The sequence below is a fragment of the Moraxella sp. K1664 genome (assembly GCF_039693965.1).
In the GTDB taxonomy this organism is placed as follows: Bacteria; Pseudomonadota; Gammaproteobacteria; order Pseudomonadales; family Moraxellaceae; genus Moraxella.
Genome location: NZ_CP155576.1, coordinates 672,196 through 686,453, shown reverse-complemented (window position 1 = coordinate 686,453; position 14,258 = coordinate 672,196). Strand labels below are relative to the sequence as shown.

The window sequence follows — 14,258 nt, the reverse complement described above, 5'->3', positions numbered from 1 at the left end:
ATATTTGGCATGTGCTAAAATACACACCCCTTTTCTTATCTTTTATGTTATGTTATTAGCCATTATTGCGATGATTGTCGGCATTGCCTTGCTTGTGTATAGTGCCGAGTTTTTTATTGAAGGGTCGTCTGGCATCGCCCTAAAATTTGGTATGCCCAAACTGTTGGTGGGTATGCTGGTCATTGGGGTGGGCACGTCCGCCCCTGAGATAGTCGTGTCGGTGTTGTCCACGCTAAACGGAGCCCCTGGTTTGGCACTGGGTAATGCGTACGGCTCAAACATTACCAACATCACGCTTGTGCTGGGTGCAACAGCGTTGGTGAGCCCTTTATTTATCCAAAAATCCTTGGTCAAATCCGACTTTTTGATACTCATTGGTATTACCGCTTTGGCGATTTTTCAGTTATTGGACGGACAAGTGAGCCGTCTGGACGGGGCGATACTCCTTGGAGCGTTGGCGGTGTTTTTGGCGTTTCAGATTTATATGGCAAAACTGGGCAAGTCCGCCAGTGATGACGTGCCTGACACGGTCGATTTTTGCATGGGCATGGCGGTCGCCAAACTCGTCGGGGGCTTGGTGGTGCTGGTGCTAAGTTCACGCCTTGTGGTGTGGGGAGCGGTGGAGATTGCCAAAATCGCAGGGCTGTCCGAGCTTATCATTGGTCTTACCATTGTGGCGATAGGCACAAGCTTGCCCGAGCTGGTCTCATCTATCATCGCTGCACGAAAGGGCGAAGATGAAATGGCTTTGGGTAACGTTATCGGCTCAAACATCTTTAACACCCTAGCGGTCGTGGGCATTCCTGCTACCATCATGCCGATGGCGGTGGCTCATGAAGTGGTGAGCCGTGATATGATTGTCATGGGTGGGGTGACGGGACTGTTGTTTATCCTGTGCCTGCTTGCCGTGCGTGGCAGTCAAAAACTTGGGCGTGGCGTGGGTGCGGTGCTGTTGTCTATCTTTATCGGCTATACGGTATGGCTGTTTGTGGGTGGCTAAACCATGTTTTGCATAAAAAACGACCATGCATGTGATGGTCGTTTTTTATTGGGTGTCAGATGACCTTACTAAACCGTCCGCTGTGCTTTTGGGTTAGGTATTCATCAAAGACCATTGCTACGTTACGCCCCAGTATCCGTCCTTTGGGTAGGATTTGTACGCCAGTCTCATCAATAAAGACGAGTTTGTCGTCTGCCATTTGGTGTAGGTTTGCCAGCTCTGGCTCAAAATAACGGCGACTGTCAATGCCAAAACGCTCATCAACATCGGCAAAGTCCAAGCGGTCATGGCATAATAAGTTCATGATGACATAACGGCGTAACTTATCCTTCTCATCTGCCTTGATGTGCTTGACGGCAGGGAGTATGCCGTCATTAATGCGTGCTTGATATTCTTTTAAATCAGTGGGGTTTTGCAAGATATGCTCGCCAATCTGACTGATACTGCTTACCCCAAACGAGAGCAGGTCGCACTCGCCCAAGATGGCATAGCCTTGAAAGTTGCGATGGAGCTTGCCTTGACGTTGGGCGATTGCCATGTCATCATCAGGGCGAGCAAAATGGTCAATGCCAATATACTGATAACCTGCGTCCGTGAGTGCCTTGATGGTGTCGCCAAACATGGTGAGCTTGTCGGCAGGACTGGGCAGGTCGTCATCTTTGATACGGCGTTGGGCGGTGAATCGCTCGGGCAGATGGGCGTAGTTAAACACCGATAAGCGGTCAGGGGCTAGGGCGATGATTTTGGCGACTGTGTCCGCCATGCTCGCCACACTCTGATGGGGCAGACCATAAATCAAGTCAATGTTAATTGAGCCAAAGCCTAGCTGTCTGGCTTCACGCATGACCGCCTGCACCATGCTGTGGGGCTGTACACGGTTCACAGCTATCTGTACGGTCTCGTCCAAATCCTGCACCCCAAATGATAAGCGATTGACCCCCAGTGAGCGTAAGACCGCCAAAGTCGTCTCCCTAAGCTCTCGTGGGTCAATCTCTACCGAATAGTCCCCGTCATCAGCAAAGTCAAATTCATCTTGTAAAAACCGCCACAACACGGTCAGCTCATCATCACTCAAAAAAGTAGGTGTACCGCCCCCTAAATGGACTTGTTTGACCTTTGCATTGCCGTTTAGCAGGGATTTTTTATGGCGAATTTCTCTAAATAGATAGTCTAGATAATCGCCCGAGTCGCTATTTTTCTTGGTGATGATTTTGTTACAACCACAGTAGTAGCACAGATGACGGCAAAAGGGGATATGAATGTAGAGCGATAGGGGGACGGCAGGATCTTTTTGTTGTAAAATACTCATCTCCACACCGTCTGCAATGGGGGCGAACTCTAAGGCAGTCGGATAGGACGTGTAACGGGGGCCTTGACGGTTGTATTTTTGAATCAAGGCTTCATCAAAGCTGACTTGGCTAAAATGGTGCATGGCTGTTGTCAATAAATGGGTATTGGAGTGTTATTATAACCGTTTGGGCGGTGCGAGACAATAATACTTTTGGGGATTGATGTCACCAAAGGGCATGACAGGCACACCTGACAAGACCATTGTTTTAAAAATGCCAAATGGTGCGGGTTTGGGCTAATTGGTAAATTTATTCAATGAATAAAAACAAAACCCCAAAACAAAAGTTCTGGGGTTTTAAGCAAGCTGTTAGCTTAGGCTAGGGCAGATTTTGCTTTTTCGCAGATTGCCGTGAACGCTGCTGCGTCATGCATGGCGATGTCTGCTAGGATACGGCGGTCAATCTCAATGCTTGCCTTTTTAAGACCATTGATAAGACGGCTGTATGACAAGCCATTTAGACGAGCACCTGCATTGATACGAGCAATCCACAGACGGCGGAAAGAGCGTTTTTTGTTACGGCGGTCTCTATATGCGTATTGACCTGCTTTCATTACCGCTTGTACGGCAACACGATACACACGAGAGCGTGCACCATAGTAACCTTTTGCACGAGCCAAGACTTTTTTATGACGGCGGTTAGCCTGTACACCACGTTTTACACGAGCCATTAGATTCTCCTAGATATTAAATGTATGGGCACATACGGCGGATTGATGGAACGTCAGCGACGTGAACCATGACGCAACCACGCAATTGGCGGATACGCTTAGGAGATTTTTTGGTCAAAATGTGGCGTTTGAACGCTTGTTTGCGTTTAAAGCCGTTGGCGGTTTTTTTAAAACGCTTTGCCGCACCACGTTTGGTTTTTAGTTTTACTTTCATAAGTAGCCTCTTTATTAAAGGTTGGCACACCAACCGATGAACCTTTTTGCCAATTTACTTAAAAATAAATAGCGGAAGGTGGGACGCACATTATACGCCTCTTTTTATAAAATTGCAAGACTTAATAGCAGTCCATGGTAAAAAATGCCCGCTCAAAGCGTAAATTTGCCAAGTCGTCAGGGTGGATAAAAAAGTTGCCCACGCCACAGTCGCCCCACATCACATCGACACTCTCATCATTATCGCCGTCTTCGCTGACAAGCTGAAACAGTAGCACATACTCACTCAAAGGCTCATCATGCTCCCAACCACGCACGTCATCTTGGGTAAAAAATGGATAACCGCCCACACGGTGCGACTCGGCTTGTGTCCATGTGTCGTACTCGCTGTGTAGCTCCCAATCGTAGTTATCTTGGTCAGCTTTTTCGTTTAAAAATTGAGCAAGATTTGGCACAGTTTCATCAAATTTAAAATCAAAGGCGGTAACAGCTTGGGGCGTGGCGTCATCAAAACCGATGCGATAACTGTGATCGGCAGGAAAAGGCAAGGTGTATTCGCCCACTTGGACATCGTAGTCGCCTTGTGGGGTGTCTTTATCGACATGATTATGATAGATGAGCTTGTAGCCTGTATGGTCGGTGAAGTCATCGAAGTTAATGCCATAGCAGTCATCGTCATTTTTGATAAAAAACTGCAAAATCCCTGTGCGTGGAAAGTGTGGCAAGGCAGGCATTTGCTCAAAGTTAATCTGTGCCAAAAACGCCATGGGCTTGCCGTCCGTGCCTGTCGGATAGCTGTGGTCTTTTGGCAGATAAGGCGTACCGCCAACCTTGCTATCAAAAGGCGTGGCAGGGTCGGTAGATAACATCAAGCGAACGGACGGACGCATGGACGCAAAAATTTCATCGGCAAATGGGGTAAAGGCTTGGGGTAGGGTCATGGGTTGTCCTTAATTGTGGTGGTGTGAATGGTTATTATGGCACGTTTGGGCGGTGGGGGCAAGGAAGTTTGGGCTGTTTATGGTAAGCAAATTGAACTTTTGAAAGCTCAAAAAACCTGCTATCATACCCCAAAAAACGGAGCAGACCATGACAGACATTGCTTTTATTGACTTGGAAATTGATAGCAAAAATCGCATTGTGGATATTGGGGCGATTTATGATAAGCATGATTTTCATCAAAACCGCCCAAGCGAGCTGATACAACTTATCAAGCCTACCAAATACCTGTGTGGGCATAACTTTTTGGCACATGATTTTGGGTATCTAAAAAGCGATTTGACCGCCATTGGCAAAACAGACAAGCACATCATTGATACGTTGTTATTATCGCCCCTATTGTTCCCTGCTCGTCCTTATCACGCATTGAATAAAGACTACAAAGCCCAGTTTGAAGACTCCAACAATCCTCTAAATGACTGTAAAATCACCCAAGAGCTTTTGGACGAGTTAGCCCATGCTTTTGGCAAACTGCCCATTGACGTGGGGCGTATTTTTTATCGGCTTTTACATCAAAAGGCAGGGTTTGGGGCGTTTTTTGAGTGGATAAAATTTGAAGACATTCACGAAGAGTTATCCACACTTATTGGCACGACTTTTGGGTCAAAAATTTGCCAAAATGCCCCACTAGATACGCTCATCAGTCAGCACCCTGTGGAGCTGGCATATGCTCTATCACTCATTCATGCCCAAAGTCGCTACTCTATCACGCCTGTGTGGCTACAACACCAATACCCCAAGATTGAGATGATTTTGATTGAGTTGTGTGCCACGCCTTGCCAAGGCTGTGCCTATTGCCAACATGAGCTGGACGCAGTCAAGGGCTTAAATCGCTACTTTGATTATCCAACCTTTCGCAGTTATGACGGCAAGCCCTTACAGCAACAGACTGCTGAATGTGCCATTGCAGGCGGGTCGCTGTTGGCGGTGTTTCCCACAGGCGGTGGCAAGTCGGTAACGTTCCAAGTGCCTGCACTCATCGCAGGCGAGCGTGCCAAAGCCTTGACGGTGGTCATCTCGCCCTTACAATCGCTCATGAAAGACCAAGTGGATAATTTGGAACAAAAAGGCATTAGCGAAGCGGTAACGATTAACGGCTTGCTAAATCCCATTGAACGCCAAAAAGCGGTGGAACGTGTCCAAGACGGCGCGGCAAACCTGCTCTACATCTCGCCTGAGAGCTTGCGTTCACGTACCATAGAAAAGTTGTTGCTCGGCAGAAACATCGCTCGGTTTGTCATTGATGAAGCCCACTGTTTTTCGGCATGGGGGCAGGATTTTCGGGTGGATTATTTGTATATTGGCGAATTTATCCGCACGCTGTGGCATAAAAAACAGCTAGATACCCCAATCCCTGTCTCATGCTTTACCGCCACCGCCAAAATCCAAGTCATCGAAGATATTTGTGCTTATTTTAAAAAAGAGCTCGGGCTCACACTCACACGCTTTATCGCCCCTGTCGCTCGCAAAAATCTGCATTATCAAGTCATCGCCAAACCAAACGAAGATGAAAAATACCAAGCCTTACGCAGTTTGATTGAAACGCACAACTGCCCCACGATTGTCTATGTCTCTCGCACCAAACGCACCATTTCTTTGAGCGAACATCTGCAAAAAGACGGTTTTTCTGCTTTGGCTTATCATGGCAAAATGAATGCCGATGACAAAATCCACAATCAAAATGCCTTTAAAGCGGACGAAGCTCAAATCATGGTCGCCACGTCCGCCTTTGGCATGGGCGTGGATAAGCCCAATGTGGGGCTTGTGGTGCATTATGACATCTCGGATTCTTTGGAAAATTATGTTCAAGAAGCAGGACGGGCGGGGCGTGATGAGAAGATTTTGGCGGATTGTTATGTATTGTTTAACGCATCAGACGATTTGGATAAGCACTTTACCCTACTAAACCAAACCAAAATCTCGGTCAATGAAATCAAGCAAATTTGGCGTGCAATAAAAGAGATGTGCGGTACACGTCCACAAATTTGCGAATCCGCCTTACAAATTGCCAGACAAGCAGGTTGGAATGACTTACACCCTGACGACATAGAAACCCGTGTCAAAACCGCCATTTCGGCATTAGAAGACGCAGGTTACATCAAACGTGGGCAAAATATGCCCCGTGTGTTTGCTACAAGCATTCTTAGCAAAAACGCCATGGAAGCGATAGACAAAATCAATGCATCCACGCTCATTCACCCTGATGAAAAAATGCACGCCGTGCGGATTGTCAAAAAGCTGTTTTCGCACAAACGCCAACAAATGACCGATGAAGACGGCGAATCTCGGGTGGACTATTTGGCGGACGTGCTGGGGCTAGAAACAGGGCGAGTGGTGCGGATTATCACATGGCTAAGGCAAGAGAGTATCCTAGCCGACCAGCAGGATTTACAAGCCTTTATCGGCAAAAACACCCGTACAGGCGACAACATCGCCAAACTAAACCGCTTTATCAATACCGAAAAAGCCATGCTTGACGCATTTGGTGAGTATGAACCGAACTGGTCGTTTAAAGAATTTACCCAAAACGTTCAGCAATATCTGACAGATGCCACGCCCAAAAACATCAAAACACTCATCAATTTTTGGAAAATCAAAAACTGGCTTGGGCGTGATGATGACAGTCATGGCGACATGGGGCTTGTGTTAAAGTACGACACAGATACACTCAAAGAGCTACTGACACGCAAGGCAGAATTGGCGGATTTTGTGGTGCGGTATGTGTCGGATTTGGCAAAAAATTCAGGCAAAGCGTCTCATGGCGACTGGCTAGAAGTGCATTTTTCGGTGGGCGAATTAAAAAACGCCTTTGACGGTGGATTGTTCGGCTCGGTCAGCCTTGATGACATCGAAGACGTGCTGTTTTATTTGGTAAAAATGGACGTGTTAAAAATTGAAGGCGGATTTTTGGTGCTGCATCAACGCCTTTTCATCTCTCGCCTAGAAAAAGACGGACGCAAGCAGTACACGCTAGACGATTATAAAAAACTTGCCAATTATTATGACACTCGCAAAGAGCAGATTCACATCGTGGGCAAATACGCCAATCTCATGCTTGCCGATGAAAAGGGGGCAATGGGCTTTGTGAATGATTATTTTGGACTGGATTATCAAGAATTTTTACAAAAATATTTTGATAAAGATGAAAGGTCTGCCCTAAAACGCAACATCACCGCCAGTCGTTTTGAGAAGTGGTTTGGCAATTTGTCGCCACAGCAGTTACGGATTATCCAAGATGACAAAAGCCGTGTCATTGTGGTGTTCGCCTCCCCTGGTAGTGGCAAAACACGGGTGCTGGTGCATAAACTTGCGTCTTTGTATCAATTAGAAGATGTCAAGCACGAAGGACTGCTAATGCTGACTTTTTCTCGTTCAGCGGTGCATGAGTTTAAAGCACGGCTGTTTGAAATCATGGGCAATTCGGCAAGTTATATAGAAATCAAAACCTTTCATGCGTACTGCTTTGATTTGCTTGGACGTGTGGGCGATTTACAAAATGCCCAAAATGTCGTGCGTGATGCGACCGTTAAGATTAAAAATGGCGAAGTTGAACCCAATCGCATTGCCAAAACGGTACTGGTCATTGACGAAGCTCAAGACATGAATGAAGAGCAGTTTGAACTGGTGCGGACGCTCATAATCCAAAACGAAGACATGAGAGTGATTGTGGTGGGCGATGACGACCAAACGATTTATGAGTTTTCAGGGGCAAGCCCTAAATACATGCACCGCTTTTTGCGTGATTTTGGGGCGACATCGTATGATTTGGTGGATAATTATCGCAGCGCGGTTCGTATTGTGGAGTTTTGTAATGGTTTTGCCAAGCACATCACAGAACGCCTAAAAACCCAAGAAGTCAAAGCGGTCAGTACCGATGTGGGGCGTGTGTCGGTGGTGGATTTTACAGGCGATGTGTCGGCATACCTACTCGCACAAGTACGTGAAGCCTATGACAGCAAGCGGTCGGTGGCGGTACTTACCCAAACCAACGAAGAAGCGATTTGGCTGGCAGGACAGCTTGGGCGGGCGGATATTCCCCACAAACTTATACAAAGCAATCAAGGTTTTGCGGTGCGTGATTTGTTAGAAGTGCGTGTGTTTGAGTATTATTTGGCACTCACGCCTGAGCAGGTTGTGATAGATGATGACGTATGGCAAACCGCCAGACAGCAAGCGGATGAGTATCTTGCAACCAGTCGCCATTTACCATTACTACACAACATCATCCGCTCGTTTGAGACCGCCCAACCCGAACGCAAATACGTCTCTGATTGGCGGATGTTTATCCATGAGTCGCATTTGGAAGATTTTTATCATGCCGAAAATGGCGTGGTGATGCTTTCAACCATTCACAAAGCCAAAGGGCGTGAATTTGACCATGTGTTTGTATTGATTGATAAAAATGCCAGAAAGGATAAAAACACCCAAAATGATGAACTAGACGATACCAAAAAACGAGAATTTTATGTGGCGTTTTCTCGTGCCAAGTCCGACCTTGTGGTACTCTCCAATCAACAAAAACTGCTTGAACTGTTGCCCAAGCACAATGTCTATTGGCAAAACTATCAAGGCAATAGCTCCAACGAGCGAGAGCTTGCTCTGTACCTTAATCATAAAGATGTGTATTTGGATAAGTTTTATGAATATGCAACGCATATTCGCCCTTTGCGAGCAGGGACGACTTTACAAGTATTTACCCAAAAATTTACTTGGGGCTGTTGTGATGAGCAAGGCAATCGGATTGTTGTCTTTTCCAATTCATTTAAAGAGCGATTGCAAGGCTATCTGCATCGGGGCTATCAGATAACTGGGGCGAGCGTGAATTTTGTGGTACTTTGGCAAAAGGCGGATAGCGATAATGAGACTAGGATTGTGTTGCCGATTGTGCATCTAAAAAGACAAGACATGGGCGGATAGCGGTATATTTTATAAGGCATTTGCTTTATAATACCCCTTTTTTATCCGCCAAAATCATGACTAACCAACTTCCCAAAAACGCCCTTATCAAGGCTCTGCCCCCTGCCGTTCAGCGGTTTATCGCTCGCTTTTTTGTAACCCGTGCTTTTGTGTGGCTCATCTCCATTGCCTTTACGCTCTTTGTTGGGGTGGCAGTTTTTGGCTACTGATGGCGTTATGGGTGCATAAGCCCTTTGGCGAGCTGGGTACGCAAGTTTTTATGGTGTTTTGGGCGTGTTTGGCAATGAGTTTAACGGGCTTTTTTATCACTCGGGCGATTTTTAGACGGCGGACGGATTTGGCGGTGTATCTTGTCTGCTTTGGTGTGGGGCTTGGGTGGTATTTTGGCATGGACGCAAAAAATGACCGCATTTGGCATGATGAAGTCGCCAAAATCATTCAATACGAAAAGCAAGGCGATATCGTTACCCTGCACAATGTGCGAAATTTTCGTTGGTATGATAAAGACAATTATGAGATAAATTGGGAAACTCGCCAGTATAACCTGCAAGAGCTAGAAACTTTTGAGCTGATTATTTCAGATTGGGGCTTGGATAAAATCGTACACACCATGGCAAGTTTTGGCTTTAAAAATGGCGAGAAACTCAGCTTTTCTATTGAAATTCGTAAAGAGTCACATGAGAGTTTTTCGGCGATTGGGGGATTTTTTCGCCAGTTTGAGCTTGGGCTTGTGGTGGGCGATGAGAAGGATTTGATATACAGTCGCACCAACGTGCGTGGCGAAGATGTGTACATTTATCCTGTTGATTTATCAAAAGAAAGCGTGCGTGAGCTGTTTTTGCTTTATTTACAAAAAGGCGAGAGTCTCAACCACGAAGCCCGTTGGTATAACACCTTAATTAGTAATTGTAGCACGCTCATTTTTGATATGATGGCACAAATTGAGCCGATACCGATTGACTATCGGGCGTTATTGGCAGGCTTGTTGCCCGAATATTTGCTTGATGAAAAGGCGATTGATACTCGTTATACGGCTGATGAATGGCGAGCGATGGCACACGCCAATCCGTATGTGGGGCATTTGATAAAAACTGATATGGACAGCGATGAGTTTTCAAGATTGATAAGGCAAGGGCTACCAACACAGGGGGAGAGATGATAAATTCTTTATTTCAAAATAGCCGATTTTTGGTGTATGTGATTGTTTTTACTTCATTTTTATCATCTGTCATACTCTATATCATGTCGCTCAACATTTTGTTTCATCTGTGCCTATCCTTTGTGATGGCGGTGCCTGATACCGCCAAATCAGGCAAACAGTTGGCGGTAACGCTCTTAAAGGTGCTTGATATTGGGCTGATTGCCTTGGTGTTTCAAATTACCAGTATTGCCTTGTACCAATTTTTTATTTGCAAAAAAGAAATGGTGGATTCTCGTTTTTTAAAGGTGCTACACATTCACGATTTTCATGATTTAAAAAGTATACTCATGCAAGTGGCGGTGCTGATTTTGACCGTGATGTTTTTGGAGCAAGCGGTGGAATATGGGGCAACGCTTGAAACTTTGTATTTTGCCCTGTCGGTGTCGTGCGTGCTAGTGGCGGTGGTGTTTGTGATTAAAAATTTGAAATCATCATCGCACGATAAGACGGATTAACCATCATCTCCTATTTTGTGATAAAATATCCCAAAATAGGAGATGATGATGAGCTGGCTTGATGATTTAACATTTAACGCCGATGGGCTGATTCCCGCCATCGCCCAAGACCACGCCACGGGGCAAATTTTGATGATGGCATGGCAAAATGCCGAAAGTTTACGCCTGACGGTAGAGACAGGCACGGCGGTGTATTTTAGTCGCTCTCGTGGCAAGATTTGGCACAAGGGCGAGAGTAGCGGACACACTCAAATCGTTCATGAGATTCGCACCGATTGCGATAGAGATGTGATTGTGCTTATCATCACGCAGATTGGGGGGGTTGCGTGCCACACGGGGCGGACGAGCTGTTTTTTTGAAAAATTGGACGTGGCGAGCCTTGATTGGGTGGCGGTGGATAAGGTTATTAAAGACCCTAGTGAGATTTATGGTGATGCGGTAAAAGTGGACGCACCGCATACGCTGATTAAGCTAGATAATAGCAAAGTCATTGGCGAGCTTGACCGCATCTTAGATGAGCGAAAAACTGCCGACAAAGACAGCTCTTATGTGTCAAGCCTATACCACAAAGGGCTGAATAAAATCCTAGAAAAAGTGGGCGAAGAGACGACCGAAGCGATTATCTCCGCCAAAGAATTACAGCTTGTGCGTGCCACAGGCGACAATGACGAACACGCCAAAGCGGACGTGGTCTATGAAGTGGCGGATATGTGGTTTCATAGCCTTGTGGCGTTACACCAGTTGGGGCTATCGGGCGATGATGTCTTGACCGAGCTGGCAAGACGATTTGGTTTGTCGGGTATTGATGAGAAAAATGCACGCACGCCAAAGGGCTGATTTCATCATTTTGTCAAAATTTTATGTTAGACTAATTTTTTAAATTTAAAAGGGTAATATCATGGGCGGATTTTCTATCACACATTGGCTGATTTTATTGGTGGTGGTGGTCATCGTGTTTGGCACGAGTAAACTTAAAAACGCAGGCAAAGACTTAGGTTCTGCCGTTAAGGGCTTTAAAGATGCGGTCAAAGAAGACGACAAGCCCAAACTCACCCAAGCCGATGACACCCAAGACGTTAAAGTAGAAGAGATTAAGGTCAAAAAAGACGAGACGGTCTGATAGGCTATGTTTAATCTGGGCTTATTTGAGCTTGGGCTGTTTGGGGTCATCGCACTCATCATCTTGGGCCCTGAAAAACTCATCATCACCGCACGCACGCTTGGCAAATGGTACGGTAATTTTCGCCGTATGTCGGCACGCCTACAAAGTGAGCTGGTGAGCGAGCTTGAACTCACCGAAGTACAAAACGCCCTAAAAGCGGAGATTGATGAGATTCGTGCGTCCGAAGCCAAGATGAAAGCCCAAATGCAGGAGTTACAAGCCAAAATCCGCCAAACCGACCAAATGGCACGCACCAATCAAAGTGCGATTTTGGATAATTGGCAAGAAATTCAAGACGCCAAGCAAGATGCTCAAAACACCGACACAAAAAGCATAAACCCCCAAGCAAATACCCCCCGATACGACACCTTACCTTTAACTTATCGCTTTTTTTTATTGGGCGATTATGACAAAAAACGCCGTCTGCCCCCCGCCCCGTTTTTACCCAATTATAAAGCCGACAAACTCTTATATCAGGGGGGCGTGTGAGTGATTTAGACAAACACAGCACGGACGGCGATATGCCACTCATGGCACATTTTGCCGAGCTAAGAACCCGTTTTATTCGCATGGCGGTGGCGGTGCTTGTCGTGTTTTTACCGCTCATGTATTTTAGTCGCCCCTTGTATGACTTGATTTCAAGTCCGCTTGTCGCTCTACTGCCCCATAACGCCAGTATCATCGCAACCCAAGTGGCTTCTGGCTTTTTAGCCCCGATAAAATTGGCGTTTTTTGTGGCGTTATTTATCTGTGTGCCGTTTATCATCGCCCAGATTTGGGGTTTTGTCTCGCCTGCCCTATATAAGCACGAAAAACGGGCAGTTGTGCCACTGTTACTGTCCGCCATTGTGCTGTTTTATGTGGGCATGGCGTTTGCGTATTTTGTGGTGCTGGTGCCTGCCCTAAAATTTCTCGTCCTGTTCGCTCCTGACAACGTCCTGCCGATGACTGACATTGAGAGTTATTTGGATTTTGTCATCAAGCTGTTTTTGGTGTTCGGTCTCATGTTTGAGATACCTGTGGCGACCATGCTACTCGTGCTCATGCGTATCGTAACGCCTGAACAGCTTGCCGACAAACGCCGATATATCATTGTGGGCTGTTTTTTTGTCTCGGCAATCATCACACCGCCTGACGGGGCAAGTATGCTCATGCTTGCCATACCCATGTGTATTTTGTTTGAATTGGGGCTTGTCGTGGCAAGAATGATTGTTAAGCCTAATAAACAGATTGCTGATGATAAGGTGTAGGAGCAAATTGCAATTTGTCCAAAATTCATTTGCCTAAACCAATTTATCCAAGCTCATTCATCTTAGCTAAAATAAGCATAAAAGACGTGTTTATCACGTCTTTTTTGGGCTTTTTTGACCAATTTGGCAAAATAAACAGTTTTTTGGTAATTTTTAATCGTTTGTGCTACAATGCCAAAAATTTTTATCTCTTTTAAATTTGTCTAATTTTGGCACCTGTCATGTCCATTGAGCTACCCCCATACCGACCGATAAAAAAACGCAGTGGACTGGCCGTCATGGGTGCGGCGTTTCATGCCCTGCTCATGCGTGAGTTGCAGACCCGTTTTGGCAGTTATCGTTTGGGTTATTTGTGGGCTCCCTTAGAAGTCATTTTGCAAATGGCGATTATGATGATTATCTTTGGGACTATCATGAAACGTGCCTTGCCTGGCATGGATTATATGCTGTTTTTGGTGGCAGGGTTTACGCCATTTTTTATGATGCAAAAAATCGCCACTCGCTCACTAGGAGCGGTGTCTGCTAACGCTGGATTGCTCATGTATCGGGCGGTACGGCATATTGATGTGATTATCGCTCGCTCGTTTTTGGAGCTGGTGATTTATTTTATGACCTTTGTCATCTTGTTGTGTGGGCTTGCTTTTTTTGGCATTGGGTTTAGTGTGGCACATTTGGACATGGTGCTGTTTTGTTGGCTGATGATGTTCTTGTTTGCCTTTGGGCTTGCCATGATACTCATGATTGTGGGGCATTACGGCGGTGAGCTAAGTAAGATTATTAGCATTATTTTTACGGTATTATACTTTGCGTCAGGGGTAATTTATTCGGTGCATATGGTGCCTGAGCCGTATTTGAGTTATCTGATGTACAACCCCTTTATTCATAACTTAGAGATGATAAGACACTCGCTGTCGCCCACCTATCCGATTTATCATGTGGACATGTGGTATTTTGCCAAATGGACAGTGTGTGTGAATTTTTTGGGACTGCTGTTATATAAAGCCTTTGAGCGTGATTTGATTCGTGCCAAATGATGATAAGA

The 14,258-nt window shown here is 45.8% G+C and carries 14 protein-coding genes; 10 read left to right on the top strand and 4 right to left on the bottom strand.

From position 1 onward, the window contains the following. The first annotated feature begins 49 nt into the window (after positions 1 to 49). Positions 50 to 1,000, top strand: a complete 951-nt coding sequence (locus AAHK14_RS03615) for a calcium/sodium antiporter (protein WP_065255194.1) — start codon at positions 50 to 52, stop codon at positions 998 to 1,000. Between the two features lie 55 nt (positions 1,001 to 1,055). On the opposite strand, the gene hemN is transcribed toward AAHK14_RS03615, so the two are convergent. From hemN to AAHK14_RS03595, 4 genes are all read right to left on the bottom strand, one after another. After that, complete coding sequence (gene hemN, locus AAHK14_RS03610; RefSeq protein WP_065255195.1) at positions 1,056 to 2,432, bottom strand: oxygen-independent coproporphyrinogen III oxidase; 1,377 nt, start codon at positions 2,430 to 2,432, stop codon at positions 1,056 to 1,058. A 230-nt stretch (positions 2,433 to 2,662) separates the two neighbouring features. After that, positions 2,663 to 3,019, bottom strand: a complete 357-nt coding sequence (rplT, locus tag AAHK14_RS03605; protein ID WP_029102390.1) for a 50S ribosomal protein L20 — start codon at positions 3,017 to 3,019, stop codon at positions 2,663 to 2,665. 16 nt (positions 3,020 to 3,035) lie between these two features. Continuing rightward, positions 3,036 to 3,233 carry a 50S ribosomal protein L35 gene (gene rpmI, locus AAHK14_RS03600; RefSeq protein WP_029102391.1) on the bottom strand — a complete coding sequence of 66 codons (198 nt, stop codon included), beginning with the start codon at positions 3,231 to 3,233 and terminating at the stop codon, positions 3,036 to 3,038. Between the two features lie 121 nt (positions 3,234 to 3,354). Then, positions 3,355 to 4,173, bottom strand: a complete 819-nt coding sequence (locus AAHK14_RS03595; RefSeq protein WP_065255196.1) for a DUF1963 domain-containing protein — start codon at positions 4,171 to 4,173, stop codon at positions 3,355 to 3,357. 148 nt (positions 4,174 to 4,321) lie between these two features. Between AAHK14_RS03595 and AAHK14_RS03590 the strand changes: the two genes are divergently transcribed. The 9 genes from AAHK14_RS03590 to AAHK14_RS03550 all read left to right on the top strand — a co-directional run bounded on the left by AAHK14_RS03590 (position 4,322) and on the right by AAHK14_RS03550 (position 14,250). Further along, a complete protein-coding gene (locus AAHK14_RS03590; protein ID WP_065255197.1) occupies positions 4,322 to 9,148 on the top strand; it encodes a RecQ family ATP-dependent DNA helicase in 4,827 nt (1,608 codons plus the stop codon). A 56-nt stretch (positions 9,149 to 9,204) separates the two neighbouring features. Then, positions 9,205 to 9,357, top strand: a complete 153-nt coding sequence (locus tag AAHK14_RS03585; RefSeq protein ID WP_156064985.1) for a hypothetical protein — start codon at positions 9,205 to 9,207, stop codon at positions 9,355 to 9,357. Beyond that, the gene (locus tag AAHK14_RS03580) at positions 9,357 to 10,307 is read left to right on the top strand and encodes a DUF4105 domain-containing protein (RefSeq protein WP_083108194.1); all 951 of its coding nucleotides are present in this window, start codon (positions 9,357 to 9,359) and stop codon (positions 10,305 to 10,307) included. The genes AAHK14_RS03585 and AAHK14_RS03580 overlap by 1 nt, the downstream gene beginning before the upstream one ends. Next, positions 10,304 to 10,804, top strand: coding sequence for a YqhA family protein (locus AAHK14_RS03575; RefSeq protein WP_062498392.1), 501 nt, complete (start codon positions 10,304 to 10,306; stop codon positions 10,802 to 10,804). The genes AAHK14_RS03580 and AAHK14_RS03575 overlap by 4 nt, the downstream gene beginning before the upstream one ends. Positions 10,805 to 10,846: 42 nt before the next feature. Then, positions 10,847 to 11,641 (top strand): bifunctional phosphoribosyl-AMP cyclohydrolase/phosphoribosyl-ATP diphosphatase HisIE, encoded by a 795-nt coding sequence (gene hisIE / locus AAHK14_RS03570; protein WP_065255199.1) that lies wholly within the window; start codon positions 10,847 to 10,849, stop codon positions 11,639 to 11,641. A gap of 61 nt (positions 11,642 to 11,702) precedes the next feature. After that, a complete protein-coding gene (gene tatA / locus AAHK14_RS03565; RefSeq protein WP_065255200.1) occupies positions 11,703 to 11,924 on the top strand; it encodes a Sec-independent protein translocase subunit TatA in 222 nt (73 codons plus the stop codon). Positions 11,925 to 11,930: 6 nt separating this feature from the next. Then, positions 11,931 to 12,455 carry a twin-arginine translocase TatA/TatE family subunit gene (locus AAHK14_RS03560; protein ID WP_065255201.1) on the top strand — a complete coding sequence of 175 codons (525 nt, stop codon included), beginning with the start codon at positions 11,931 to 11,933 and terminating at the stop codon, positions 12,453 to 12,455. Positions 12,456 to 12,487: 32 nt separating this feature from the next. Beyond that, positions 12,488 to 13,216, top strand: coding sequence for a twin-arginine translocase subunit TatC (tatC, locus tag AAHK14_RS03555; protein ID WP_065255216.1), 729 nt, complete (start codon positions 12,488 to 12,490; stop codon positions 13,214 to 13,216). Positions 13,217 to 13,437: 221 nt separating this feature from the next. Beyond that, positions 13,438 to 14,250: an ABC transporter permease gene (locus tag AAHK14_RS03550; RefSeq protein WP_065255202.1), complete on the top strand. Its 813-nt coding sequence runs from the start codon at positions 13,438 to 13,440 to the stop codon at positions 14,248 to 14,250. The last annotated feature ends 8 nt before the right edge of the window (positions 14,251 to 14,258 follow it).